Raw genomic sequence first — 24,413 nt, 5'->3', positions numbered from 1 at the left:
AGCGCCCGCGCCCGCACGGAGGCGGCGCTAGAGTTGAACCGGCCGCCAACACGCTTTCCCGATGGGAAGGACTTTGCTGTGGAGATCGGATTTCTCGGCCTCGGCACGATGGGTACACCGATGGCCCGCAATATGGCACGAGCCGGAAACACCGTCTCCGTCTGGAATCGAAGCCCCGGCAAAGCCGGCGCTGTGGTCGAGTACGGTGCCACGGAAGTCGACTCGCCGGCGGAGGCGTTGCGTGTGCCCATCTCGTGTAGTGCACTCGCCGACGACCACGCATTCGCGGGCACCGTACTGTCTCCCGACTCTCTCGCTGCGATGCCGCCGGGTGCCATCCACGTCAACCTCGCCACGGTGAGCCCCGAAATGGCTACCCACGCTGCGGAGGCGCTGACAGGTATCGGCGTCCGCTACGTGGCCTCCCCGGTCTTCGGGCGCGCGGAAGTTGCGGACGCGGGCAACCTGACGGTGCTCGCCGCGGGTGACTCCTCCGCCGTGGAGGAAGTGGCTCCGCTGCTCGAGGCGATCGGACGCCGGACGTGGCGGATCGGCGAGGACCCCAAGCAGGCCAACATCGTCAAGATTCTCGGCAACTATCTGATCGCCAACGCACTCCAGGCCATGGCCGAGGCGACGACCATCTCGGAGAAGGTGGGCGGATCACCGGAGTTGCTGATGAACATCATGAACGACAGCTTGTTCCCCGGTGCCGTCTACGAGGGCTACGGGCGGATGATCTCTCGTCGCACGTATGAGCCGACCGGATTCGGACTGGCTCTGGGGCTGAAGGATGTGCGTCTCGCACGCGCCCAGGCGCGGGAGGCCGATGTGACACTGCCGTTCGGAAGCGTGCTCGAAGATGTGTTCATCGATGCGCTGGCCCACGGGCAGGCCCGTCAGGACTGGTCCGCGATCACCGAGGCGACCCGGCGCAGGGCCGGTCTGACCGGGGACACCACCGCCTAGGTGCTGTCCGCCGGTTCGTGGGATTCCGGATCGGGTATGCGCCCCATCCGTAGGCATGTGACGATCCCGGCGAGGCCTGCGACAAGGGGAACGAGCAAGGCAACCTGGAGAGCGCGAGGACGGCTGTCCGTGTTGATCCGAACGATCTCGTCTCGAATCACCGGCGGCTGTTCTACGAGCAGTTGTTCGAGTTGTGTGTTGCTCATGACCTGCGCGTCGTCCTCGAGCACGTGCGCGACCTGACGCTGCTCGGCCGGAGGGAGTACGGTGCTCGATTCCGCCATGGACGTGAACGTGAAGGACAGTGTCGCCAGCATCAGAGCACCTGCGAATGCGAGTCCGAACGAGAGTCCGAACGACCCCGACGCGGAGTTGACCCCCGCCGCTTCGCTGATGCGCTCTTCGTCGATCGGTGCGAGTGTGTAGTTGTTGAGCTGGGACACCAGCAAACCGAGGCCGGATCCGGCGATCATCAGGGGAAGTATGAGCCCCCATCCGAATTCGGCTCGCGGCACGATCGGTATCAGCGCGGCGATGCCGATCGTCAACAGCACGAATCCTCCGCGGATGATGCTGCTGGGGCGCCGGTCGCCGGCCTTGTTGCCTGCGAGCAACGCCACCGCGAACATACTGAGAGACAGCGGCGCGAGCGACAGTCCCGCTTGAAGCGCGTTGTATTCGAGCACCATCTGTAGGTAGATGGGCAACGCGATCATCGTCCCGCCCAGGGCGATCTGCTGGAGCATCTGTCCCGTGATTCCAAGCCGGAACATCGTGGAGTGAAACAGATCCGGGTCCAGCAACGTCGTCTTCCCTCGATGTTTGCGGCGCACGAGCCAGCCCGCGAGGCAGACCAGCGAGAGTGCGCCGAGCACGAGGAGCACGCCGACGAACTCGCCGCCTTCCTGCCACACCAGAATCCCCAGTACGACGCCACCCATTCCCACGACGGAGAGGGCGGCGCCGACCAGGTCGATCGTCCGCGGACCGGTGTACGGCACGTCGCGGACGAGTCCGATCCCGCACAACACGATCCCGATGACGACAACCTCGAGGACGAAGCCCACCCGCCACGACAGGAACGTGGTGATGAACCCGCCGAGCAGTGGCCCGACCGCAGCGGCGATCGCGGCGGCCGCCCCGACCAGGGCGTAGACCTTCTTCTGCGCCTTCCCTTCGAAGTTTCCGTGGATGAGCGATTGCATGGCGGGTAACAGCAGCGACGCGCCGATACCGCCCAGGACGGCCCAGAAGACGATGACCGCCGTGAGGGTCTGTGCGAGTGCCATGGCTGTCGCACCGACGGCATAGCCCAGCAGGCCGAGTACGTAGGCCCGCTTCCGTCCGATGAGGTCGCCGATCTTGCTGCCGATCAGGATGAACGCGGCCGAGACCAGTGCCTCGAGCGCGATCGCCGACTGAACACCGCTCACGGTCGTGTCGAGATCGCGAACCACAGACGAGATGGACACGTTCATCAGTGAGGTATCGACGACGAGGACGAACATCGCCATCGCCAGCAGGAGACCCAGCAGCCGCCGAGGAGCCACTACTTCCCCGGACGATTCGCCGGCAGGTGGGTGTTCGCTCATGCGGTGTGCACCGCCGTTCGGTCGGGGTCGCCGGAGCGGCCGGGAAGCCACACCGGTACCCGGTGTGATACCCATCCCGAGATCGAGTTTCCCACGAGCGAGGGCGATGCAGGCAGAGGTCGCGAAGGTTCGTGCGGCCGCTGACCCGCCGTCCGTCTTCTCGTTCGGGCCGGTCACATACCTCGCGGCGGTTACGGTGAGTGCACACTGCGCTGAGGTCAGGAGTCGTCGTGCCCAAGCTGGAGATCAAGAAGACGTCCGAGCTTTCTCGTAAGGAAGCGTCCGAGCGGCTGATCGAACTCGGCCGTGCTCTCGCCGACGGCTCGGAGGTGGAGCTGGGATCGTCCGGTGACTCGGTGACGATGGAGGTCGCCGACCGAGTGCGGTGGGAGCTGGAGATCGAGGTCGACGGCGACGAGATCGAAATCGAAATCGAAATCAGCTGGCGCGACGCTCCGTCCGGCGCATCGGGGGCCGAGGAACAACCGTCGACGGAGCCGGCGAGCCCGTCTCCTGCCCGGCCGGCGCGCCGGGGACGGCCCCGCAAGACCCCGGCAAAATGACCCCGTGGCGCACGCCCGTCCAGCCGGGCCGGTCTACGAGAAGTCGCCGTGGCGGCCTTCTCCGTCGCTGAACCGAGCAGCGCCGTGGGTCGTATCGACCGCGAGAGATTCCATCCCGACCCGGATCTCGAGTGCCATGGCCTCTCGCTCTGTGCGTCCGAACTGGTTGTGAGCCGACCGGCGGTCGTTGCGCATGCAGGTTTGCGGAAAGCGCGTCAGCTCGCGGGCAAGCTGCTCTGCGGCTGCTCGCGCGGTGCCGGGCTCGACCACACGATTGGCCAGGCCGAAACCGAGCGCCTCGTCCGCACCCACCGGCCGGCCGGTCAGAATCATGTCCATGGCCCGGCTCTCGCCGATCAGTCGCGGTAGGCGCACGGTGCCGCCATCGATGAGCGGTACTCCCCAGCGCCGGCAGAACACGCCGAACACGGCGTCCGACGCGGCAACCCGCAGGTCACACCAGATCGCAAGCTCGAGACCACCGGCCACCGCATAGCCCTCGATCGCCGCGATCACCGGTTTCGACATGCTCAGGCGCGTCGGGCCCATCGGGCCGTGACCCTCCACCGCGACGGTGTTGGCTCTCTCTGTACCGATCGATTTCAGATCGGCGCCGGCGCAGAACGTCCCGCCCTCGCCGTACAGGACGGCGACGTCGGTGCCGGGGTCGGTGTCGAACTCTTCGAATGCCCGCGCGAGTTCCGCAGCCATCGCACCGTCGACGGCATTGCGACGATCCGGTTGCGCCATGACCACCGTGGTCACGCGATCCTCGGTCTCGACGCGAATGGACTCGTATCTCGTCATCTTCCCGCTCCGCTCCCCGTCATCGCTCCCAGTGTGAAGGGGAGTGCGGCAGAGCCGGGGCAATACTCAGTATCGACCGGGGCATGTCACTCGCTCCGGGGCGAGTGTGCCGGGGGATCGACGACAGCGTCCAGAGCGGAACCCGCCGGTTCGGGGAGTCGGGCTTCGAGTAGGAGGCCACCGATGCCGACCGCGATACACACGGCGCTGACGACCATCAACGCAGGATCGGCCCGGCCGGTGAGGGCATCGCCGAGCAACACGACACCGACGGTGCCGGGAAGGATGCCGACCATCGTGGCGAGGGTGTACGGCACGAATCGCACCGACGACACCGCGCAACAGCAGTTGACGACAAAAAACGGTGCAGCCGCGATCAATCTCAGGGACCCGACAGCGAGCCAGCCACGGCGAGCCAGACGCAGATCGACCGCTTTGGCGGCGGGGTGCGTCAGATGCGCCTCGACGACGGTGCGTCCCACCGCGCGCAGCAGAAGAAACGCCAGAATCGCGCTTGCGGTCGTTGCGGCGACCGACACCGCGATTCCGGTCACGCTCCCGAAGAGCACACCGGCGCTGAGCGTGAACACCGTTCGCGGCACGGGAGCGATCGTCACCAGGGTGTGGACCGCAAAGAACGTGAGGATCAGCGTGGGGCCGTTCACCGACTGGGACCACTCCCGAATCTGTCCTACGGAGGGGAGCGGAACCAGCAGCGCCACGGCGATCAGGCCGGCGAGCAAGAGGAGGAGACCGAGGATCCTGCGGTCTCCGATAATCCTCGTCACGGGGTCTGAGCGTACCCGCGGGGCGCGGTACTTCCGGAGGCGCCGCGACCGGCGTGCCCGATCACGCACTGCGGACCACATTTATCGATCGTTAGAGAATCTGTGGGAATCCCCACAGTGAGTGTCCAGAGTGTGCGGCTAGCATCACAGCGACAAAGGTTTAACCTTTTCGGGATCATCCGCCTCCGGCCCACAACGCCGCCGAACAGATCCTGCATGCCGCAGTAGGAGGAATCGCACGTGTCATTAGCTGCAGAAGCCGAGGACGCCGCGCGCGCATATGCGCAGTGGCAGGACGCGGTCGCGGGAGTGCTCGCGAAGTCTCGGCGTGTCGACCCGGCAGAACTCGGCCCCGAGCCGCAGCGACTGCTCGAGACCACGACGTACGACGGTGTCACCGTAAACCCCCTCTACGGCATTCGCGACGAACGTCCCGAAGTCCCGTTGCCCGGTGAGTTCCCGTTCGTACGCGGAGGTTCCTCCACCCGCGACGTCACCACCGGTTGGCTGGTGTCCGCGCAGTTCGGCGGCGACGCGGCGGCGACCGGTTACGGCACCGCCACCAAGGTCAACGAGCGCATCCTCAACGGCCTCGAAAACGGCGTCGGTGCACTGTGGCTGCGTGTCGGCGGCACCGACCTTCCCGTCGAGTCTCTCGGCGCAGCCCTCGAGAACGTACTGCTCGACCTCGCGCCGGTGACACTCGACGCCCGGGCCGAGACCGTTGCTGCCACCGCAGCGCTGTACGCGGTCGTCGATTCCCGCAGCGACCTCGCCGACCCGGATGCCGTACGCCTCTTTCTCGGTGCCGCGCCGCTGACCAGCGAATTCTCGGGCCGCGCGGACACCACCGTGCCGGAAGCGGTCGAACTCGCGGTCGTGGCGGCAGAGCGAACCGGCACGGTTCGGGCCCTCACCGTCGACGGCACCGCATTCCATGACGCCGGTGCCTCGGACGCCGAGGAACTCGCCGCCTCGGTCGCCGCCGGTCTCGCGTACGTTCGCGAACTGATCACCGCCGGACTCTCGCCGGAGCAGGCGCTCGGACAGATCGAGTTCCGCCTGGCTGCGACGGACGATCAGTTCCAGACCATCGCGAAGTTCCGCGCGGGCCGGCAAGTGTGGGCACGTATCGCCCAGGTGGTCGGCGCACCGGAAGCCGGCAACGCTCCCCAGCACGCAGTCACCTCGGCCGCGATGATGGCCCAGCGCGACCCCTGGGTGAACATGCTGCGCACCACCCTCGCCGCATTCGGCGCGGGCATCGGCGGTGCCGACGCCGTGACCGTGCTGCCGTTCGATGCCGCTTTGCCGACGGGCGCGCTCGGCGTGTCCGAAGGGTTCGCCGCACGCATCGCCCGCAACACCCAGTTGCTGCTCCTCGAGGAATCCAACCTCGGCCGCGTTCTCGACCCCGCCGCCGGATCCTGGTACGTCGAGGAACTCACCGCGCAGATTGCCGCCAAGGCCTGGGAGTTCTTCCAGGAGATCGAAGCTGCCGGTGGATACCGCGCCGCCCTCGAGTCGGGGCTGGTCGCCGAACGCATCGCCGCGACCCGTGCGCACAGGGAAGACGACATCGCGCATCGCAGGACCGCGCTCACCGGCATCAACGAGTTCCCCAATCTCGCCGAGGCCCCGCTCCCCGCCGGCGCCGCGGACGCCGGCACGTTCGCCGCGCGCTATGCGGCGCCGTTCGAGGCGCTGCGTGACCGCTCGGACGTCTACCTCGCCGCACACGGCGCCCGGCCGAAGGTGCTGCTCGCACCGCTCGGACCCGTCGCAGAACACAACGGCCGCAGCACTTTCGCCGCGAACCTGATGGCATCGGGCGGCATCGAGACCGTCAACCCGGGTCCGCTCGATCTCACGGGCGATGCCGTCGCCGCCGCCGTCAGCGGCTCCGGCGCGAGTATCGCGATCCTCTGCGGCACCGATGCCCGGTACGGCCAGGAAGCCGCGACCGCCACCGCCGCGCTGCGCGCCGCGGGAATCACGACCGTGCTGCTCGCCGGACCGGAGAAAGCCGTCGGCGATGTGCAGGGCGAGAGCCGTCCCGACGGCTTCCTCACCGCCCGTATCGACGCGGTTGCCGCGCTGACCGACCTGCTCGACACCCTGGGAGCGTAAGTGAGTATCGAACACGAGATCGGCAGCTTCGCCGACATCCCGCTGACCGACCCGGCGGCGCCGGTGCCGTCCGCTCCCACTCCGGAGCAGGCCGACGCGCTCACCGAATCCGTCGCCACCGCCAACCTGTACACCAAGGACCAAGTGGTGTGGTCCACGCCCGAGGGGATCGACGTCAAGCCGGTCTACACCCGGGCGGACCGCGACGCGATCGTCGCCGAGGGCTACCCCCTCGACAGCTACCCGGGGATCGCGCCCTTCGTGCGCGGCCCCTACCCGACGATGTACGTCAACCAGCCGTGGACCATCCGCCAGTACGCCGGATTCTCCACCGCCGCGGAGTCCAACGCCTTCTACCGCCGCAATCTCGCGGCCGGGCAGAAGGGCCTGTCGGTCGCCTTCGACCTCGCGACCCACCGCGGCTACGACTCCGACCATCCGCGCGTCCAGGGCGATGTCGGTATGGCCGGTGTTGCGATCGACTCGATCCTCGACATGCGGCAACTCTTCGACGGCATCGATCTGTCCCAGGTGTCCGTGTCGATGACGATGAACGGCGCGGTGCTGCCGATTCTCGCGCTGTACGTCGTCGCCGCGGAAGAGCAGGGCGTCAAGCCCGAACAACTCGCCGGAACCATTCAGAACGACATTCTGAAAGAGTTCATGGTCCGCAACACCTACATCTATCCGCCGAAGCCGTCGATGCGGATCATCTCCGACATCTTCTCGTACACCAGCGCGAAGATGCCGAAGTTCAACTCCATCTCGATCTCCGGCTACCACATCCAGGAGGCCGGAGCGACCGCCGATCTGGAGCTGGCGTACACCCTCGCCGACGGTGTGGAGTACATCCGTGCCGGGCTGGACGCAGGCATGGCCATCGACAAGTTCGCACCACGGCTGTCGTTCTTCTGGGCGATCGGAATGAACTTCTTCATGGAGGTGGCCAAGCTCCGCGCCGGCCGGCTCCTGTGGGCCGAACTGGTCGAAAAGTTCGAACCGAAGTCCGCCAAGTCGCTGTCGCTGCGCACCCACTCGCAGACCTCGGGGTGGTCGCTGACCGCGCAGGACGTGTTCAACAACGTCACGCGTACCTGCGTCGAGGCGATGGCCGCGACACAGGGTCACACCCAGTCGCTGCACACCAACGCGCTGGACGAGGCGATCGCGTTGCCGACCGACTTCTCCGCCCGTATCGCCCGCAACACGCAGCTGTTGTTGCAGCAGGAGTCGGGCACCACCCGGCCCATCGATCCGTGGGGTGGCTCGCACTACGTCGAATGGCTCACCCACGAGCTCGCCAACCGGGCCCGCGCGCACATCGCCGAGGTCGAGGAAGCCGGCGGAATGGCACAGGCCATCTCCGAAGGCATCCCGAAGTTGCGCATCGAGGAAGCTGCCGCGCGCACCCAGGCCCGTATCGACTCCGGGCGCCAGCCGCTGATCGGCGTCAACAAGTATGTTCCCGACGAGGTTGACACCATCGAGGTGCTCAAGGTCGAGAACTCCAAGGTGCGCGCCGAGCAGATCGCGAAGCTCGAGCGGCTTCGCAGTGACCGCGATGAGGCGGCAACGAAGGCCGCGCTCGCCGAGCTGACCCGCGCCGCCGCGTCGGCCGACGGCGGCATGGAGAACAACCTGCTGGCCCTCGCGATCGACGCGGCACGCGCGAAAGCGACTGTCGGAGAGATCTCCGACGCCCTCGAGAAGGTCTACGGGCGGCACCAGGCCGAGATCCGCACGATCAGCGGGGTGTACCGCGACGAGGCCGGAAAGGCGACCAACATCACCACGGCAACGGAACTCGTCGAGAAGTTCGCTGAAGAGGAGGGCCGCCGGCCCCGCATCCTCGTCGCGAAGATGGGACAGGACGGCCACGACCGCGGACAGAAGGTGATCTCCACCGCGTTCGCCGACCTCGGCTTCGATGTGGATGTCGGACCGCTGTTCCAGACGCCCGAAGAGGTCGCCCAGCAGGCGGCCGACAACGACGTGCACGTCATCGGTGTGTCGTCGTTGGCCGCGGGTCACCTCACTCTCGTTCCTGCTCTCAAGCAGGCACTGGCCGAGGTGGGCCGCGAGGACATCATGATCGTGGTGGGCGGCGTCATTCCGCCCGGGGATTTCGACGAGCTCTACCAGGCAGGTGCCGCGGCGATCTTCCCGCCCGGAACCGTGATCGCCGACGCGGCCGCCGGCCTGCTCACGAAGCTGGCAGCCCAGCTCGGCCACCACGTCCAGGGATAGACCGGACATGGGCAGACCTCCGGTCGATACCGACGCTCTCGCCGACGCGGTGCTCGCGGGACAGCGAGCCGCCGTGGCGAAGGCGATCACCCTGGTCGAGTCCACCCGCAACGACCATCGGGAGCAGGCGCAGCAGTTGCTGTTGCGCCTGCTCCCGGAGGCGGGCGGGGCGATCCGGGTCGGCATCACCGGCGTTCCCGGTGTCGGCAAATCGACGTTCATCGACAACCTCGGCATGTACCTGCTGGGCAAGGGTCACCGCGTGGCGGTCCTGGCGGTCGACCCGTCGTCGACCCGCACCGGCGGATCGATTCTCGGTGACAAGACCCGCATGGCCAGATTGTCGGTGGAACGCGATGCCTTCATCCGGCCGTCGCCGACCGCCGGAACACTCGGCGGTGTCGCGAAGGCCACCCGCGAAACCATGGTGCTGCTCGAGGCGGCCGGATTCGACGTGATTCTCGTCGAAACCGTCGGTGTCGGGCAGTCCGAGGTGACGGTCGCGAACATGGTGGACTGCTTCACCTTCCTGACACTCGCGCGCACCGGCGACCAGTTGCAGGGCATCAAGAAGGGCGTGCTCGAACTGGCCGATCTCGTTGCCGTCAACAAGGCCGACGGCAAGTTCGAGCGCGACGCCCGCGTCGCCGCCCGGGAACTCGCCGGGGCCATGCGGCTCGTGCACCCGCACGACGCGTTGTGGAAACCCCCGGTCATCACGATGAGCGGGCTCGAAGGCAGCGGCCTGGACACGTTCTGGGACACCGTCCTCGAGCACCGTCGCGTGCTGACCGAGGCGGGCCGATTCGAAGAGAACCGGCGTCGTCAGCAGATCGACTGGACCTGGACGATGGTGCACGACCAGCTGCTGCGGCGTCTCGAATCCGCACCGCGGGTCAAGGCGATCCGGGGCGAGGTCGAGGCGGCGGTGCAAGACGGATCGCTCACCGCGGCTCTGGCGGCGCAACGAATTCTCGATGCGTTCGACGGTGTGGGCGAACAAGAGTCTGCCGGCGCTACGGCTACGAACGTCGGCAGCGCGGTGTCCACGGGTGACGGCGGCGAGCGGTGAACCGCACTGCGGCCGCTACCGCCGCATTCGTCGCGTTCGCGGCCGTCGCAGTGGCGCACCTCGTCGCCCAGCTGGTGGACCCTGATTCCTTCGTGACCGAGTCCACTCAGTGGCTGCTCATGCCGCTGCTCGCGCTCGGAGTGGCCGCCCGGACCGCGCGTCCCCGGGATCGGCTGGTGACACTGACGCTTCTCGCGCTGGTGTTTTCGTGGCTCGGCGACGCAGCCCCGGACCTGTTCGACGGCGACACAGCATTCCTCGTGCTGATCGGGTTCTTCCTGTGTGCCCAGATCACGTATATCGCCGCGTTCCTGCCCTACCGCCACCGCAGCGTGATCCGCACGAACCGGTGGCTTCTCGCGCCGTACGCCGCGGCAGTGGTGATTCTGATCGCGGTGTGTGCGCCGGGCGCCGGGGCTCTCGTCGTCGCGGTGACGATCTACGGAGCGTGCATCGCCACGATGGCGGTTCTCGCGACGGGCGTGTCCCGGACCGTCGCGTGGGGCGCGGTCGTCTTCGTGGTCTCGGATTCGCTGATCGCGCTGAACGCCTTCGTCGACGGGTTCTCCCTGCCCGCCACCGGTTTCTGGATCATGATCACCTATATCTGCGCGCAAGCTCTCATCGCACGCGGTGTCCTCACCAGGAACGCGGAAGCACAGGCCGACGTCCGCGTCAGTCCGCTTTCTTGACCTCGATCTTCTTCGCGGACGAGTCGGTGTCGCCGATACCGACGGACACGGTCAGAATTCCTTGGGCGTACGAGGCGTCGATGTCGTCCTCCTTGGCTCCGCGCGGGAGGGTGACGCTGCGCCGGTAGGAACCGTAGGTGAACTCGGAGTGGCCGTTGTCCGATTTCTTGTCGGTGCGCTCGGCCGAGATCTCGAGCCGCCCGTCGTTCACCTGCACGTTGATGTCCTTGTCGGGATCGAGACCGGGCATTTCGGCGCGCACGATGTAGCGGCCGTCTGCCAGTTCGTCCTCGACGCGAATGATGTTGTTGCCGAGAGTCGGGCGGAACCCGCCGATCGAATCGAAGAAGTCGGACAGTTCCGGAAACGGGTTCCAGGCGCGGCGTGCGGGAACAGTGGACATGAGATCTCCCTAGAGGTGAATGCCGGTTTCGTGTCCGGCCCAGTGCGGACAATCCACGCGAATGCACCGATTGTCCTTGTCGGGCAATCGAATTCGGTCGCGCTCTGGCTTCAAGGTAGTGCACCGTGTGTGGCCTCGTGGCGGGTATCGGGCGATCGGTGCGCAGGGGCGTGCCGATCGCGCAGTCACCCGCTTCGCTGCGACCGGGTCGTCCACTCTGCGGCGACGTGTCGGGCGTCCTCGTGTCGTGCTGGGTCGGTGACGATGACGAGGTGGTGGTCGTGGTCGCTGTACTGGACGAGAATATTGATCGCTTCGTCCGCAAGGCAGCGCGTGAAGGCACCCAGCTGACCGGGCACCTCCTGATCGAGCGCGAGCATCACCACGGGCCGGATCGTCACCGGCCCGACGCCTGCCGTGTCGAGCACGCGACTCGCGGTCTCGGCGTCGCCGACGAGGAAATGGGCGATCGCTGTACCTCGGAAGGTGAAGACGCCACCGCCTTCGAGGCTCACTCCCGCCCGGCCCAGAAGCTCACCGAAATGCGCGAGGACGCCGGGCTCGTCGGGGAGTGTTACTTCGATATCGCGGAGGGTGCTCATGCGTCGATCACCGTCACCTCGACCTGAACGGGACACTTCAGCGTGTTCGCGATGTAGCACCCGCGGTGCGCGGTGGCGGCAGCGGTGCGGACCTTCTCGTGATCGGTTCCCGGAGCGACGCGAATCATGGGTGCGAGCCGGATTTCGGCTATCTGCGGAGGGGCGCTACCGGTATCGAGCACCGCAGTGGCGGCGTCCTCGTAGGAGAGCACGTCGAGGCCGGCCTGAGCAGCAACCGCGAGAAACGAGAGCAGTTGGCAGGACGAGGCGGCGGTGACCAGGAGCTGCTCGGGGTCCAGCAGGTCCGCGTCCCCGCGGAACGCCGGATCAGCACTGAGGGAAAGTTGCTGGGCTGCCGGTGGAGCGGTGGCGGTGTGAGTGCGTGAATACCCGCCGTACCCTGCTCCTGTCGTGCCCTGCCATTCGATATGCGCGCTGTAGTGGTGTCGAGTCATGTCGGCACCGTATCCCTGCAAAGTTTCGGCGTGCGCCGAACTTTCCCCGTTCTACAGTTGTGTTGTGAGTAAAGACTTCTCGGTGATCGGGCACGCGCTGTCGGCCCCCGCGCGGTCGGTCGTGCTCAATGCGCTCATGGACGGATCGAGTCGGCCGGCATCGGAATTGGCTGCGGCTGCGAGGGTCAGCCCATCCACTGCGAGTGGGCATTTGGCGATTCTCTGCGACGCCGGCCTCATCGTGGGCACGGTACGCGGCCGGCAACGCTTCTACCGCATCGCCGGTCCCACCATCGCCGCTGCGCTCGAACAGCTCGGCCATCTGTGCCCCTCTGCTCCGGTGGTGTCGTACCGGCAATCTCGTCAGGCCGAAGACCTTGCGCAGGCACGGCTGTGCTACGACCATCTCGCCGGGCGTCTCGGCGTCGCGTTGACCGACGCAATGGTCCAGGCCGGGTGGTTGTGCGAGGAAAGAGGGCTGGAGGCGACCGATCTCGGGCTCAACCGGCTCGGCGGCATCGGCCTCGACCTCGCGGCAGGCGCGTCGTCCCGCCGACCGCTCTGCCGGGCGTGTCCCGACTGGACGGAGCGGCGGCCACATCTCGCAGGACGACTCGGCGCCGTCCTCGCGAGTCACGCTCTCGCGGCCGGCTGGGTACTGCCCGCCCGCCGCGGTCGTGGTCTCGCGGTCAGTCCTGCGGGGCGGGACGCGCTCGAGAAGCACTGGGGTGTCGACGGCGACACCCTCGCGTCAGTCTGATCGGGTCGTCGGCGGTGCCGCGGTCGCTCGGCGTTACAACCCGAGCAGTTTCTTCGTGATCTCGACAGCGGCAGGTCCACTCGGTGTCGGCTGCGCGGCGCTGCCCCCGACGGTGATCGACACCGACACCTGGGGCAGTTCGACTTTCGTCGCCGAGAAGGCGGTCCCCGCGGTCGAGACGGACATGCTGTAGGCGAGGCCGCCCAAGGATTCGATCTGCTCGTCGGGAATCATCTCGAGTCCGGTGGTCGCGGCGGAAGCGGTCGCGACGACACCGTTGCCCGGTTCGATGAGGATCTCGACGCCGCGTGAGCCGCCGGCATCGGACGCACCCGGGTTTCCCCACGTGCAGTACACGCGGGACGGGTCGAACCTGTCCGACGGTGTGGACACGAGGCCGGCGACATAGGGAGTGACCGTCGCACCGATCGCCTCGCAATCCACGAAACGGGCGCGTACCGCGGCCACGTAGTCCGGTCCGCTGCTCTCCGGGGAGTCGGAGGCGGCGAGATCGCGAGGACCACCGGTCTCGGCCTCCGCGGGGGAGCCCGCCGAACACGCTGCGAGTACCAGTCCGCCCGCAAGGAGAGCGGCAACAATGTGTATTCGGTTTTGTGTCACGCCGGGGATAGTAGCGATCAGGCGGGCCCGGTGGTGGGGTATGGCGAGGGGAGCGGACATTGCTCGGCCGAACCGGTTACGGGCGCGGATTCCCCGCGCCGTCGATCACAGTTTCGCGCAGGGGGACAGGCGTGGGCACACCGAGGCGCTCCAGCGCCCCGGAGGACTCGGCCGGAGTCAGGCGCGAACGCTTCCACGACACTGCCAGCAACGCGATCCAGGCGCCCACGATCGCGCACGTCACCGAGGCCGACGCGATCGGTCCGGCGTCGGCGACGCCGAGCAGCTTGTAGGCGTTGGTGAGGACGATGACCCCACCGACGGCAGTACCCAGCAACGTGGCCGGTACCCGGCTCACCAGCCATGCGGCGAACGGAGCCGCCAGGGCGCCGCCGAGAGCCAGACCGGCGACCACCAGCAGATTCCCGAGGGACTCGTGCCCGAGGCCGACGAGGAATCCGATGCTCGCCGAGACGGCCACGAGGAACTCGGAGGCGCTCACCGAGCCGATCACGGTGCGGGGGGCGGTTTTGCCGCGCGACAGCAATGTGCTGGTCGTGATCGGACCCCAGCCCCCACCGCCGCTCGCGTCGACGAAGCCGCCGAAGAAGCCGAGAGGGGAGAGGAACTTCGCCGTGTGCGGCGAGGTCCGGGCGTGCGCGACCGCCGGCGGCCGCACCGAGAACCGCAGCGCGACATACACGCCGATCGCCAGCAGGATGGCGGCAGTCACGGGTGCCGCTGCCTCGGTCGACAGACTCGACAACACCGTCGCACCGAGGAACGCGCCGATCGCTCCGGGAACACCGAGTCGCAGCACGACCTTCCAGTCGATGTTGCGGAACCGCCAGTGCGACGCGCCGGAGACCAGCGTGGTCCCGACTTCTGCGAGGTGCACCGCCGCGCTCGCATGAGCGGCACCGACACCGCTGAAGATCAGCAGGGTGGTCGCGGTGACGCCGAACGCCATGCCCAGGGCGCCGTCGACGAGCTGCGCACCGACGCCGACAAGGGTGAATACGAGCAAATTGAACATGAGCAGAGCTCCGAAGTCCGAAAGTACCCGAGCTGTGCTCGGTGGTGAGAACCGAAAGGAGCGGTCGAACCGCTCAGCAACAGACCTCGGTGCAACACAGACAGTCGAAACACGCGCCACGACGCGTAGGCCAGAACGGCATGAGCGCAAGCATGGTGGCCGGAGCCGCCTCGATGCTCGTCGCGTGCACGCTACCGTCCTCGGATGTCGTCGATGTCACCACTGCTCGCGGCGACCGGTCGAGCATAACCCGTTCCGCAGACAGCAACAGCGTCCACCGGAAAATCTGGGAAAGCCGTTTCGGCACCGCCCGGTAATCCCGATGTGTGAGACCGGCGGGAGACGGTTCGGGGCCCCGTGGCTTACTGGCGGGTCTACGGGCACACCGGAACGACTTGGAGGAATCGCGTGAACGGATTCGAAGGCAGAGTTGCATTCATCACCGGCGCCGCACGAGGACAGGGCCGTGCGCACGCGGTGGCCTTCGCCGAGCGTGGAGCCGACGTCGTCCTCCTCGATCGTTGCGAGGACCGTGACGTTCTCAGCTACCCGATGGCCACTGCCGACGATCTTGCGGAGACCGCTCGCATGGTCGAGAAGGCCGGGACACGGTCCGTGGTCGTGCACGGCGATGTGGGGGATCGGGACGCGATGAACGCCGCTGTCGAGGCGGGTATCTCCGCGTTCGGCCGGATCGATATCGCGGTCGCCAACGCGGGGGTGACGCTCATGGGATCGGTTCAGCACACCACGACCGCACAGTGGGACGAAGTCCTCGGCAGCAATCTCACCGGAGTGTTCAACACCATCGGAGCGGTCGCGCCGGGAATGATCGAACGCGGCTACGGCCGGATCGTGACCGTCTCCTCGATGCTGGGCCGTCAGGGCGGCACCAACACTGCCGCCTATTCCGCCTCGAAGTGGGGCGTGATCGGCCTGACCAAGAGTGCCGCACTCGATCTCGCAAGGCACGGCATCACGGTCAACGCTGTCGCACCCGGCAACATCAGCACCCCCATGATCCACAACGAGACGCTCTACGGCCACATGCGTCCGGATCTGGAATCCCCGACAGCCGACGACGTCGAACCGGTCTTCCGCTCCCTTCACGTGCAACCCGTCGCGTGGCTCGATCCCTTCGAAGTCACGCGGGCAGTGCTGTTCCTGGCGGCCGAGGACAGCGTTCACCTCAGTGGCGTCGTGATCCCCGTCGACGCCGGCAACGCCGCCAGGACCAGCGGCTGACCTCGGTCAGGGGAGGCGGCGTGCGGAGATTTCGAAACCGGCGTCGCGCAGGCGCTCGGTCAGTACGTCGCCGAATGCGACCGCAGGCGTGAGGACTCCGCCGCCCGCATGCAGGGCGGACCCACCCGAGGCGAGCGAGAGCGCAGACTCCGCCAGCATGACAGCGGTCGCCTTGTAGCCGGGGTCGCCCTGCGCTGCGAACCGTGCGGTGTAGCGTGCGCCGGATTCTGTTGTCGTGTAGAGGTCGACGGTGAAATGGCCCGATTCCCGGGTCTTCTCGGACGGGCCTTCACCCGGAGCGGGCAGCACCTTGTCGAGCAGGAAACGGGTGGGCGGAAACGCCAATCCTGCCGCAAGTGCTCCGCTCCCCGCCGCGACCAGGCCGGCGAGCACCGGAGACAACGCGGACGAGCCGACGCTCACCACCTCCCGGTACGCAAACTTCTTCCCGTACGCCCACCCGGTGAGCGCGTTGCTGCGGCGCACGACCCGCGTGTTGTAGGACGCCATGACGAACGGCGCCTTCCAGCCCGACAGTTCCGGGGCGATCGACTTGCCGTCGACCATCGCGAAGTCGTTCTGGCGCCCGAGGTCGGGTTCCTGTGCGGGGTCGGGGGACAGGGAGTACGGCCGGGCCGCGATCTTGCGGGCGGCAGAATCCTTGCGCACGGCGTCGAGTTGCAGTCGCAGCGAGTCGATCGTGCCCCCGCTGACCCCGCCGCGCAGCGACGTCAGTACGAACGTCGTGTCGGTGAGGGCACCGGCATCGTCCGCCTCCGCCGCCCGGAACAGCGCGTGGACGCCCAGATCGGAGGGGATGGAATCGAAACCGCACGAGTGGACGATGCGTGCACCCGTGCGCCGGGCGACGTCGTCGAATCGATCGATGCTCTCCCGGTGGAACAGCACTTCGCCGGTGAGATCGACGTAGTCGGTTCCGGCTTCGGCACACGCTTCGACCAGTGGCAGACCGTATTTGGCGTACGGGCCGACGGTGCTGATGACCACGCGCGTCGCGCGTGCCAGTGACGCCAGGGAGACCGGGTCGTCGGAGTCGGCTTCGATCAGCGGCCAGTCGGTGCCCAACTCCACACGCACTTTCTCGAGTCGATCGGCGGACCGGCCGGCCAGTCCGACGGCGACGCCGGTGGGCAGGTGCGCGGCGAGATAGGCAGCGGTCAGCCGCCCGACGAATCCGGTGGCGCCGTAGACGACGATGTCGAGGTCACGTGAGGCAGTCATGTGACTCACCCTACTGCCGGGTAAGTCCGGGTGCGAAGCGCGTCACATCCGTGGGACGTCGCAGAACCGACCGCGAGCGTGACGCCTCAGGGCGTCGGGTGAACTACCGGCACTCCCGAATCCGGCTCACGCTGCCTTGACGATCAGGACCGGAACCCCGACCTCGATCAGCAACCGCTGTAGCGGGCGTTCGAGGAGGAACTTGCCGACCGCGTTCTTGCCGCGGCTTCCCGCCACGACTCGTTCTGCTCCGGTGCGGGCCACGAGATCGATCACGGCGCCGACCCGATCACCGTCGTGCACCTCGGTGCACAGATCCCAGTCGTCGTTCCCGAGGACCTCGCGGACGGCGGCGCGCACCTTCTCCTCCTGTGCCCGGGCGACAGCACCGTCGTCGTCGAGAACGTGAAGGACGACAAGCCGCTCGTCCCGATCGGCCGCTTCACGCGCTGCGGCGACGAGTGCGGCACGACCCTCCGGGCTATCGGTATGGACCACAGCGACAGACATAACTCTCCTCGGGCGGTGGAACGGCGACGACCTTGTCCATTATCTCCGTGCTCGAGGTCCGCTCGCGTCACCTGACGGTGTGCAACGGGCCTCCAAACCGTGTTCGTGTCGGCCCGGTCGCAGACGCGGGCCGACACCCGGAGCATCACCACGGGGCGGGACGGTAGTCCTTGAGGAAACAGCCGTACAGATCCGTACCGGCCTCGCCTTGCACGATCGGGTCGTAGACGCGGGCCGCACCGTCGACCAGATCGAGAGGAGCGTGGAACCCTTCCTCCGCCAGTCGCATCTTGGTGTGGTGGGGACGCTCGTCGGTGATCCAGCCGGTGTCGACTGCGGTCATGAGAATGCCGTCCTCGAGCATCTCCTCGGCGCTGGTGCGAGTGAGCATGTTCAGCGCGGCCTTGGCCATGTTGGTGTGCGGATGCCCGGCGCCCTTGTACCGGCGGCCGGCGAACTGACCCTCCATCGCGGAGACGTTCACGACGTACTTACGGCGGGCGGGGGAGGCCGCCATGGCCGGCCGCAACCGGTTGACCAGGATGAACGGTGCCACCGAGTTGCACAGCTGCACCTCGAGAAGCTCGAGCGGTTCCACTTCGCCGACGGTCTGCACCCAGCTGTTGGTGTGCACGAGATCGGGAAGCAGGCCGCCCGCGTCGACCGCAATGCCGGCGGCGACCCGTTCGGGTGTCGCCGACCCGGCCACGAGCGCGAGTGAGGTCAGCGCGTCACCGGACAACTCCGCGGGCAGTGCACCGGTCAGCGCCGCCGGATGCGCGTCGGAGGGCTTCCCGAAGGTGAGCACTTCGGGAAGCGGTCCCGCCGGCAGGGGGCCCGATTCGGCGTCGGCGAGCGCCGAGTAGGCACCGGGGGAGCGGCGCACGGTCTGGGCCGCGTTGTTGATGAGGATGTCGAGAGGGCCTTGCGCGGCCACGTCCTCGGCAAGTGCGACGACCTGGGCGGGATCGCGGAGGTCGATTCCGACCACACGCAATCGGTGCAGCCAGTCGCCGCTGTCCTCCATCGCGGAGAAACGGCGGATCGCGTCGTTGGGAAACCGGGTGGTCACGGTGGTGTGGGCGCCGTCGCGGAGCAGTCGCAACGCGATGTACATACCGATTTTGGCACGACCGCCCGTGAGCAGCGCGCGGCGACCCGTCAGGTCGGTGCGGGCGTCGCGTTTGGCGTGGTTCTCGGCCGCGCACGACGGGCAGAGCTGGTGGTAGAAGGCATCCACCTGCGTGTAGCGGTCCTTGCAGATGTAGCAGGGGCGCGGACGCAACAGCGTACCCGCACTCGCACCGCTCGTCGAGGAGGTGATCGGGACCCCGGCGGTTTCGTCGTCGATCCGCTGGGGAGACCCGGTGGCCGTCGCCGAGATCACCTCTCGGTCCGCCGCGGCCTTGCGCCCACGGGTTTCCTTACGCCGCATCTGCTTGAACTTCTTGAACATGTGCCCGACCGCGCGCTGCACGGTCACGGCGTCCGGATGCTCGGCGTGGAGTTCGGCGGCCTGGTCGAGAACTCTCAGGCAGATTTCGAGGTCGGCGGGATCGATGCGATCGGTACCGAAGGTCTCGCTGGTCGAAGTCAGGGTGTCGCTTTGGGGGTTCATCTGCCTTTTCCGTGTGGTGCTGTACCAATAATGATATCGGGCGTGGTTGTCGCGCCCGATATCGCTATGCCACACCAGGAGGAACGATGAGCCGGACCGTGACGACACGGACGTCGAAGAAGACCAGGTTTGCCGAGATGCCTCCGTGGAAGCAGGCACTGGTTCTGACACTCGCGTCGGTGCAGTTGTCCTTGGCGGCGACGGCCTGGGCGGACCTCGCGACACGTCCGGCGGAGAAGGTCAACGGCAGCAAACTCAAGTGGGCGCTGGTGATCGCGGTGAACTTCTTCGGACCGATCCGCTACTTCCGCAAGGGACGCCGACCCTGAACGGTTGTCGCGGACGCCGACAGCACGGAGTGAGGCCCCGAACCGACATGGTTCGGGGCCTCACTCGTCCGATGATCCGACTCAGCGGCGACGGTCCCGGACCTGCGCCCCTTCGCGCCGATCGACGGGCGCTGTGCCGGGCGTCGGCTGCCAGGTGCCCCGCTTTTTGGCGAGGTCGATCGCTGATTGCCCTGCCTCGGTCATCAGACCCTGCGCGACCATCCGCTCGGCGCGTTCCCGGTTCAGCGCACTCCACGTGCTCCTCGGCCGCCGGGGGCTGAACCGGAGCCGCGAGCTGTGTGCGTCGTGTTTGCGGTGCAGACCGTCGATCCATCCGTAGCAGAGTGCGTGCTCGACCGCCTCGTGGTATCGCAGGCTCGGCCTGCCGCTGCCTTTGTGCGCGATGATCAACCACACTTCGGTCTCGGACCGGCCGTGGGTGTCCAGCCATGCGCGCCATTCCTCGGCGTTGCTCGCCACGACATCCATGTCAGGAGCCCTTCGTCGACTCGACGATGTCGAGATAGTGCTGGTTGTACATCACGCCGAGCGCGTTGCCGAACGGATCGACGACCGACGCGGTGACGAACCCCGGTCCGCGCTCGGTCACGTCCTCGTGTGGCGTGGCGCCCATCGACAGCAAGCGTTCGTATGCCGCCTCGACGTCGTCGACGGCCCAGTAGGTCAGCGCCGAGCCGAGTTCCGCGCTGCCTCGGCCCGGAGGGGTGAACCGCCGATCGACGAATCCGAGTTCGTGCTGGAAGTCGCCGATGCGGAATTCTGCGTACGCCGTCGTCCCCTCTGCTTCACGGACGAAGTAGGGCTCGATGCCCAGCAGTTCGCTGTACCAGCTCACGGCAGAGTCGAGGTCGTCGACGACGAAATTGGTGGTGGTCAGTCCTCGCAGCATGGCAGCAGTTCCTTTCTCGTTTCTTTCCGGTGAGATCCACTTTTCTCCTCGAAGTGCTCATCAACTGAGCACTTTTACGGGGATAGTTGGGGCCATGCGCGCAGACCGGCTCGTCGCGGCCCTGCTGTTTCTCCAGCAGCGGGGGCGGGTGACCGCCGGGCAGCTCGCCGACGAACTCGAGGTGTCGGTGGCGACGGCCCGACGTGACCTCGAAGCGCTGTCGATCGCCGGGATTCCGGTCTACCCGCAACCCGGGCGTGGTGGTGGCTGGGCACTGGTCGGCGGCGCCCGCACGGACCTGAGTGGCTTGTCGGCCACAGAGACGCAGGCGCTGTTTCTGCTGGTCGGTCCGTCGGCCGCGATCTCGGGGGAGGCCAGGACCGCTCTGCGCAAGCTCGTCCGCGCCCTTCCTCAGACCTTTCGGGCCGACGCGGAAGCGGCTGCCGGTGCCGTGATGAGTGACCGCACGGGGTGGAGCCGGCTCGACCGGCCGCGGCCGCACACCGTCGACGTCTTGCAGAATGCCGTGGTGCGTCGCCGGAAGGTGCGACTCACCTACACCAACGCGCTGGGGGACCGCTCGGTGCGCTCGGTCGCTCCGTGGGGCCTCGTCGACAAGGACGAGACCTGGTACCTGATCGCGGGCACCGAGCGTGGGCAGCGCACCTTTCGCGTCGATCGGATCGCCGAGGTCGAAGCAACCGAGGAGATCGCAGAACGTCCCGACGACTTCGCGCTCGACCGGGCGTGGAACGAGGTGGTAGGCGAGGTCGAGCAGAAGCGTTCCGGGACTTGGGCGACCGTCCTCATCGAGACCCGCTACGTCCCGATCCTGCGTGACCACTTCGGTCGCCACTGCCACGTCGACGCCGAGTGCGACGACGGGCGCAGCCGGGTCCGGATCGCTGCACCCAGCCCGCGTGACATCGCTCGCAATCTGGCCGGTTGGGGTGGGGCGGTCGAGGTGCTCGCTCCTGACACCGTGCAGCGTGCGCTCGCGCGGATCGGGGCCGAACTCACGCAGCGGTACGGCGGCTGATGTTCTCGGCCGCCGTACTCGTCTCCGTCCTACTGTCCGGTGGTGAGTGTGCGCTGCCGGTTGGCTGCGTGCCGAAGCTGCAGGATCCGCAGGCCCCCGGTGAGTCCGACGATCACCGCTCCGGCGATCGCGGCGAACAGTAGTGCCACACCCAGCGGCAGCGAGAAGTCCCACCCGAACAGTTCGAGCGTGATGCTGTCGAGGTTCTGCAGGATGAACACCAACAGCAACAGCAAGATCAGGATGCCGGCCAGCAGTGCACTCCAGAGAGCACCGGTCCGGGTGTGCCTGATGCCTTTACGCCGTTCGAGGTCGGGGTGCAGATCACCAGGGGAGTCGGGGTCCGGCGTTGTGCCCGACGAAGGGACGGAGGCGCCGCTGCGCTGCGGGGAGGGGGAGTAGTCGGGATTCGACTCGCCTGGGCCTCGAGAGCTGGTTGACATGCCGTCGGGTACCCCTGCACCGCTCCGATTACTCCGATTCCGGGCGGGCATGTGCCCTTGACGTCGACTTCCGACCGAGCTCGGCAACCGGCAGAGCGAGAAATGAAATACCGCACCATACGGAAACCCTAGAAATGCAGAATCTAAACCCCCAAAACCCCCTCACGGAGCGGGCCGGGATTCCGGCGGTCTCGCCGGCGCTCGGCGATCCGGCCGGAAACGGATGCGCTCCCGGCTCGCCGAACGGTGCTCACGCCCAGACTGGGAGCGTGTCCGGCTGTCAGCTGTGCGTGTGGGGGTACCGAGCCGGACGATCGCTGCGCAGTCAGAGGAGTGAAGGACGATGAAGGCGACGACATGCGGTCGGATTCGTGCGAGGCATTCGGGTGCGGACATACGAAAAACGAGGCCACAATCTCTTTCGAGTTCGTGACCTCGTGTGGTTGCAGTTCGTGGAACTGCCGGGAGTGTCCGAGGGGGGACTTGAACCCCCACGTCCGTTAATAGGACACTAGCACCTCAAGCTAGCGCGTCTGCCATTCCGCCACTCGGACCGACGTCCACGAGGGACATGCCGGTAGCACCCGCTCCCGCGGGCGCTGAAGAAACAGTAGCGCATGCCGGGGCCGATTCCCAAAACGCCTCGACATCGCGGAGGAACGGCCGTCGGGGCCGATCGGGAGCCACGAACCGGGAGCTGCCGGCACCACGACAAAGGCCCCGAACCTTGCGGTTCGGGGCCTTCATCGTCTGTCTCAACGCAGAGTGTCCGAGGGGGGACTTGAACCCCCACGTCCGTTAATAGGACACTAGCACCTCAAGCTAGCGCGTCTGCCATTCCGCCACTCGGACTCATGCTTGCGCCCGCTCCGGCGGGTGCTGTGAAAGACTATCCCACCGAGGCGCCCGCCCCAAATCGGCACCCTCACCTGCACTGATCCAGGACCGGGGCAATGGTAGACATGCATGCATGGCCACACACCCGAGTGCTCACCGTCCCTCCCGGGCAGAGGCGGAGGTCGTCGACCTCGTCTCCCGGTTGATCCGTTTCGACACGTCCAACACCGGCGATCCCGCGACCACCCGCGGCGAGCGCGAGTGTGCCGAATGGGTGGCCTCGCTGCTCGAAGAGGTGGGGTACGAGACCGTCTACGTCGAGTCCGGTGCGCCGGGTCGCGGCAACGTCTTCGCTCGTCTCGCGGGCGCCGACCCTGCCCGCGGTGCGCTGCTGCTGCACGGGCACCTCGACGTCGTGCCGGCCGGACCCGCCGACTGGAGCGTGCACCCGTTCTCCGGTGCCGTGGAGAACGGCTACGTCTGGGGGCGCGGCGCGGTCGACATGAAAGACATGGTCGGCATGATGATCGCGGTCGCGCGGTACTTCAAAGCCGAGAACATCGTTCCTCCCCGCGATCTCGTGTTCGCCTTCCTCGCCGACGAGGAGGCCGGCGGCAAGTACGGGTCGCAGTGGCTCGTCGAACACCGGCCCGACCTGTTCGACGGCGTCACCGAGGCCGTCGGGGAAGTGGGCGGCTTCTCGCTCACCGTCCCGCGCCCCGACGGCAGCGAACGCCGCCTCTACATGGTCGAGACGGCAGAGAAGGGAATGGGCTGGCTGCGGCTGACCGCAACCGGTGTCGCGGGCCACGGTTCGTTCCTCCACGAGGACAACGCCGTCACCGTCCTCTCGCAAGCCGTCGCCCGACTGGGATCCCACACGTTCCCGCTCGTCGTCAACGATTCGGTCGCGGAGTTCCTGGCTGTGGTGGGGGAGGAGACCGGACTCGACCTCGATCCGTCGTCCCCGGACCTCGACGGCACCCTCGCGAAGCTCGGGTCGATCGCCCGGATCGTCGGCGCGACCCTGCGCGACACGGCGAACCCGACCATGCTGGACGCGGGTTACAAGGCCAACGTGATCCCCCGGACCGCGCATGCGATGGTCGACTGCCGAATTCTTCCCGGTCGCCTCGCCGAATTCGAACGCACCGTGGACGAATTGATCGGGCCGAATGTCACGCGTGAATGGATCACGAGCCTCGAGTCGTACGAAACCACCTTCGACGGCGATCTCGTGGACGCGATGAACGCTGCGATCCTCGCGCACGACCCCATCGGGCGCACCGTGCCGTACATGCTCTCCGCCGGGACCGACGCGAAGGCGTTCGCGCGACTGGGTATCCGGTGCTTCGGCTTCGCGCCTCTGCAGTTGCCGCCCGACCTGGACTTCGCTGCTCTGTTCCACGGGGTGGACGAGCGTGTCCCCGTCGACGCACTGCACTTCGGCACCCGCGTCATGGAACACTTCCTCATGCACGCCTGACCCAGTTGTATCCCGAT

25 protein-coding genes and 2 tRNA genes are annotated in these 24,413 nt (G+C 67.1%); 11 read left to right on the top strand and 16 right to left on the bottom strand.

Features of this window, described 5'->3' with window-relative positions; all coding sequences use genetic code 11:
* The first annotated feature begins 78 nt into the window (after window positions 1-78).
* Window positions 79-969: an NAD(P)-dependent oxidoreductase gene (locus tag HF886_RS08975; protein ID WP_169652119.1), complete on the top strand. Its 891-nt coding sequence runs from the start codon at window positions 79-81 to the stop codon at window positions 967-969.
* Here the strand turns inward: HF886_RS08975 and HF886_RS08970 are convergent.
* Window positions 966-2,561: an MFS transporter gene (locus HF886_RS08970; protein WP_169621944.1), complete on the bottom strand. Its 1,596-nt coding sequence runs from the start codon at window positions 2,559-2,561 to the stop codon at window positions 966-968. The genes HF886_RS08975 and HF886_RS08970 overlap by 4 nt on opposite strands.
* 230 nt (window positions 2,562-2,791) lie before the next feature.
* Here HF886_RS08970 and HF886_RS08965 point away from each other — a divergent pair, with 230 nt between their 5' ends.
* The gene (locus HF886_RS08965; protein WP_169652118.1) at window positions 2,792-3,124 is read left to right on the top strand and encodes an amphi-Trp domain-containing protein; all 333 of its coding nucleotides are present in this window, start codon (window positions 2,792-2,794) and stop codon (window positions 3,122-3,124) included.
* A gap of 33 nt (window positions 3,125-3,157) precedes the next feature.
* Here the strand turns inward: HF886_RS08965 and HF886_RS08960 are convergent, their stop codons facing one another.
* Together HF886_RS08960 and HF886_RS08955 are read right to left on the bottom strand one after the other, a co-directional pair.
* On the bottom strand, window positions 3,158-3,931 hold the full coding sequence (locus tag HF886_RS08960) for a crotonase/enoyl-CoA hydratase family protein (protein ID WP_169621946.1): 774 nt from the start codon (window positions 3,929-3,931) through the stop codon (window positions 3,158-3,160).
* Window positions 3,932-4,017: 86 nt separating this feature from the next.
* Window positions 4,018-4,719 (bottom strand): TVP38/TMEM64 family protein, encoded by a 702-nt coding sequence (locus tag HF886_RS08955; RefSeq protein WP_296549529.1) that lies wholly within the window; start codon window positions 4,717-4,719, stop codon window positions 4,018-4,020.
* A gap of 240 nt (window positions 4,720-4,959) precedes the next feature.
* Here HF886_RS08955 and mutA point away from each other — a divergent pair, with 240 nt between their 5' ends.
* Genes mutA through HF886_RS08935 form a run of 4 tightly spaced genes read left to right on the top strand, consistent with a single transcriptional unit; the run spans window position 4,960 to window position 10,860 of the window.
* Window positions 4,960-6,849 carry a methylmalonyl-CoA mutase small subunit gene (gene mutA / locus HF886_RS08950; protein WP_169621947.1) on the top strand — a complete coding sequence of 630 codons (1,890 nt, stop codon included), beginning with the start codon at window positions 4,960-4,962 and terminating at the stop codon, window positions 6,847-6,849.
* A complete protein-coding gene (gene scpA / locus HF886_RS08945) occupies window positions 6,850-9,096 on the top strand; it encodes a methylmalonyl-CoA mutase (RefSeq protein ID WP_169652117.1) in 2,247 nt (748 codons plus the stop codon).
* A 7-nt stretch (window positions 9,097-9,103) separates the two neighbouring features.
* Window positions 9,104-10,168: a methylmalonyl Co-A mutase-associated GTPase MeaB gene (gene meaB / locus HF886_RS08940; protein WP_169621949.1), complete on the top strand. Its 1,065-nt coding sequence runs from the start codon at window positions 9,104-9,106 to the stop codon at window positions 10,166-10,168.
* Window positions 10,165-10,860, top strand: a complete 696-nt coding sequence (locus HF886_RS08935; RefSeq protein ID WP_346765329.1) for a lysoplasmalogenase — start codon at window positions 10,165-10,167, stop codon at window positions 10,858-10,860. The genes meaB and HF886_RS08935 overlap by 4 nt, the downstream gene beginning before the upstream one ends.
* Here HF886_RS08935 and HF886_RS08930 read toward each other — a convergent pair.
* The 3 genes from HF886_RS08930 to HF886_RS08920 all read right to left on the bottom strand — a co-directional run bounded on the left by HF886_RS08930 (window position 10,844) and on the right by HF886_RS08920 (window position 12,320).
* Entirely contained in the window at window positions 10,844-11,263 is a 420-nt protein-coding gene (locus HF886_RS08930) for an Hsp20/alpha crystallin family protein (RefSeq protein ID WP_169621950.1), read from the bottom strand. The genes HF886_RS08935 and HF886_RS08930 overlap by 17 nt on opposite strands.
* A gap of 185 nt (window positions 11,264-11,448) precedes the next feature.
* The gene (locus HF886_RS08925) at window positions 11,449-11,865 is read right to left on the bottom strand and encodes a hypothetical protein (protein ID WP_169652116.1); all 417 of its coding nucleotides are present in this window, start codon (window positions 11,863-11,865) and stop codon (window positions 11,449-11,451) included.
* Window positions 11,862-12,320 (bottom strand): OsmC family protein, encoded by a 459-nt coding sequence (locus tag HF886_RS08920; protein ID WP_169621952.1) that lies wholly within the window; start codon window positions 12,318-12,320, stop codon window positions 11,862-11,864. Before HF886_RS08920 ends, HF886_RS08925 begins: the two co-directional genes overlap by 4 nt.
* Before the next feature lie 64 nt (window positions 12,321-12,384).
* On the opposite strand from HF886_RS08920, the gene HF886_RS08915 reads away from it, so the two are divergent.
* Complete coding sequence (locus HF886_RS08915; RefSeq protein WP_206038645.1) at window positions 12,385-13,080, top strand: winged helix-turn-helix domain-containing protein; 696 nt, start codon at window positions 12,385-12,387, stop codon at window positions 13,078-13,080.
* 33 nt (window positions 13,081-13,113) lie between these two features.
* On the opposite strand, the gene HF886_RS08910 is transcribed toward HF886_RS08915, so the two are convergent.
* A complete protein-coding gene (locus HF886_RS08910) occupies window positions 13,114-13,701 on the bottom strand; it encodes a hypothetical protein (protein WP_169652114.1) in 588 nt (195 codons plus the stop codon).
* A gap of 76 nt (window positions 13,702-13,777) precedes the next feature.
* Window positions 13,778-14,737, bottom strand: a complete 960-nt coding sequence (locus HF886_RS08905) for a sulfite exporter TauE/SafE family protein (protein ID WP_169621955.1) — start codon at window positions 14,735-14,737, stop codon at window positions 13,778-13,780.
* Between the two features lie 408 nt (window positions 14,738-15,145).
* Between HF886_RS08905 and HF886_RS08900 the strand changes: the two genes are divergently transcribed.
* On the top strand, window positions 15,146-15,982 hold the full coding sequence (locus HF886_RS08900) for a mycofactocin-coupled SDR family oxidoreductase (RefSeq protein ID WP_169621956.1): 837 nt from the start codon (window positions 15,146-15,148) through the stop codon (window positions 15,980-15,982).
* 6 nt (window positions 15,983-15,988) lie between these two features.
* On the opposite strand, the gene HF886_RS08895 is transcribed toward HF886_RS08900, so the two are convergent.
* The 3 genes from HF886_RS08895 to HF886_RS08885 form a co-directional block, all read right to left on the bottom strand.
* Window positions 15,989-17,224 carry a saccharopine dehydrogenase NADP-binding domain-containing protein gene (locus tag HF886_RS08895; protein ID WP_169652113.1) on the bottom strand — a complete coding sequence of 412 codons (1,236 nt, stop codon included), beginning with the start codon at window positions 17,222-17,224 and terminating at the stop codon, window positions 15,989-15,991.
* A 126-nt stretch (window positions 17,225-17,350) separates the two neighbouring features.
* Window positions 17,351-17,734: a universal stress protein gene (locus HF886_RS08890; RefSeq protein WP_169621958.1), complete on the bottom strand. Its 384-nt coding sequence runs from the start codon at window positions 17,732-17,734 to the stop codon at window positions 17,351-17,353.
* Between the two features lie 145 nt (window positions 17,735-17,879).
* Window positions 17,880-19,352: an SDR family NAD(P)-dependent oxidoreductase gene (locus HF886_RS08885; protein WP_169621959.1), complete on the bottom strand. Its 1,473-nt coding sequence runs from the start codon at window positions 19,350-19,352 to the stop codon at window positions 17,880-17,882.
* An 86-nt stretch (window positions 19,353-19,438) separates the two neighbouring features.
* Between HF886_RS08885 and HF886_RS08880 the strand changes: the two genes are divergently transcribed.
* A complete protein-coding gene (locus HF886_RS08880; protein WP_169621960.1) occupies window positions 19,439-19,681 on the top strand; it encodes a PLDc N-terminal domain-containing protein in 243 nt (80 codons plus the stop codon).
* A gap of 81 nt (window positions 19,682-19,762) precedes the next feature.
* On the opposite strand, the gene HF886_RS08875 is transcribed toward HF886_RS08880, so the two are convergent.
* Together HF886_RS08875 and HF886_RS08870 are read right to left on the bottom strand one after the other, a co-directional pair.
* Complete coding sequence (locus HF886_RS08875) at window positions 19,763-20,170, bottom strand: hypothetical protein (RefSeq protein ID WP_169621961.1); 408 nt, start codon at window positions 20,168-20,170, stop codon at window positions 19,763-19,765.
* 1 nt (window position 20,171) lies between these two features.
* A complete protein-coding gene (locus HF886_RS08870; RefSeq protein WP_169652112.1) occupies window positions 20,172-20,591 on the bottom strand; it encodes a VOC family protein in 420 nt (139 codons plus the stop codon).
* A gap of 94 nt (window positions 20,592-20,685) precedes the next feature.
* On the opposite strand from HF886_RS08870, the gene HF886_RS08865 reads away from it, so the two are divergent.
* Window positions 20,686-21,630, top strand: a complete 945-nt coding sequence (locus HF886_RS08865; protein WP_169621963.1) for a YafY family protein — start codon at window positions 20,686-20,688, stop codon at window positions 21,628-21,630.
* 29 nt (window positions 21,631-21,659) lie between these two features.
* Here the strand turns inward: HF886_RS08865 and HF886_RS08860 are convergent, their stop codons facing one another.
* The 3 genes from HF886_RS08860 to HF886_RS08850 all read right to left on the bottom strand — a co-directional run bounded on the left by HF886_RS08860 (window position 21,660) and on the right by HF886_RS08850 (window position 22,925).
* A complete protein-coding gene (locus HF886_RS08860; RefSeq protein ID WP_169621964.1) occupies window positions 21,660-22,073 on the bottom strand; it encodes a lipopolysaccharide assembly protein LapA domain-containing protein in 414 nt (137 codons plus the stop codon).
* A 468-nt stretch (window positions 22,074-22,541) separates the two neighbouring features.
* A tRNA-Leu gene (locus HF886_RS08855) sits at window positions 22,542-22,627 on the bottom strand.
* 212 nt (window positions 22,628-22,839) lie between these two features.
* Window positions 22,840-22,925: transfer RNA gene (locus tag HF886_RS08850), tRNA-Leu, on the bottom strand.
* 118 nt (window positions 22,926-23,043) lie between these two features.
* On the opposite strand from HF886_RS08850, the gene HF886_RS08845 reads away from it, so the two are divergent.
* Window positions 23,044-24,396 (top strand): M20/M25/M40 family metallo-hydrolase, encoded by a 1,353-nt coding sequence (locus HF886_RS08845; RefSeq protein WP_169652111.1) that lies wholly within the window; start codon window positions 23,044-23,046, stop codon window positions 24,394-24,396.
* The last annotated feature ends 17 nt before the right edge of the window (window positions 24,397-24,413 follow it).

The sequence above is a fragment of the Rhodococcus sp. 105337 genome (assembly GCF_012844225.1).
In the GTDB taxonomy this organism is placed as follows: domain Bacteria; phylum Actinomycetota; class Actinomycetes; order Mycobacteriales; family Mycobacteriaceae; genus Rhodococcus.
The sequence above is the reverse complement of the archived record's forward strand: the minus strand, read 5'-3'. Positions and strand labels throughout refer to the sequence as shown.

Bases quoted from the DNA above. Each gene is read 5' to 3' on its own strand.
- HF886_RS08880 (WP_169621960.1), top strand. From the start codon at position 19,439: ATGAGCCGGACCGTGACGACACGGACGTCGAAGAAGACCAGGTTTGCC.
- meaB (WP_169621949.1), top strand. From the start codon at position 9,104: ATGGGCAGACCTCCGGTCGATACCGACGCTCTCGCCGACGCGGTGCTC.
- HF886_RS08920 (WP_169621952.1), bottom strand. From the start codon at position 12,320: ATGACTCGACACCACTACAGCGCGCATATCGAATGGCAGGGCACGACA.
- HF886_RS08865 (WP_169621963.1), top strand. From the start codon at position 20,686: ATGCGCGCAGACCGGCTCGTCGCGGCCCTGCTGTTTCTCCAGCAGCGG.
- HF886_RS08930 (WP_169621950.1), bottom strand. From the start codon at position 11,263: ATGTCCACTGTTCCCGCACGCCGCGCCTGGAACCCGTTTCCGGAACTG.
- HF886_RS08875 (WP_169621961.1), bottom strand. From the start codon at position 20,170: ATGGATGTCGTGGCGAGCAACGCCGAGGAATGGCGCGCATGGCTGGAC.
- HF886_RS08885 (WP_169621959.1), bottom strand. From the start codon at position 19,352: ATGAACCCCCAAAGCGACACCCTGACTTCGACCAGCGAGACCTTCGGT.
- HF886_RS08870 (WP_169652112.1), bottom strand. From the start codon at position 20,591: ATGCTGCGAGGACTGACCACCACCAATTTCGTCGTCGACGACCTCGAC.
- HF886_RS08860 (WP_169621964.1), bottom strand. From the start codon at position 22,073: ATGTCAACCAGCTCTCGAGGCCCAGGCGAGTCGAATCCCGACTACTCC.
- HF886_RS08895 (WP_169652113.1), bottom strand. From the start codon at position 17,224: ATGACTGCCTCACGTGACCTCGACATCGTCGTCTACGGCGCCACCGGA.
- HF886_RS08960 (WP_169621946.1), bottom strand. From the start codon at position 3,931: ATGACGAGATACGAGTCCATTCGCGTCGAGACCGAGGATCGCGTGACC.
- HF886_RS08845 (WP_169652111.1), top strand. From the start codon at position 23,044: ATGGCCACACACCCGAGTGCTCACCGTCCCTCCCGGGCAGAGGCGGAG.
- HF886_RS08905 (WP_169621955.1), bottom strand. From the start codon at position 14,737: ATGTTCAATTTGCTCGTATTCACCCTTGTCGGCGTCGGTGCGCAGCTC.
- HF886_RS08890 (WP_169621958.1), bottom strand. From the start codon at position 17,734: ATGTCTGTCGCTGTGGTCCATACCGATAGCCCGGAGGGTCGTGCCGCA.
- HF886_RS08970 (WP_169621944.1), bottom strand. From the start codon at position 2,561: ATGAGCGAACACCCACCTGCCGGCGAATCGTCCGGGGAAGTAGTGGCT.
- HF886_RS08925 (WP_169652116.1), bottom strand. From the start codon at position 11,865: ATGAGCACCCTCCGCGATATCGAAGTAACACTCCCCGACGAGCCCGGC.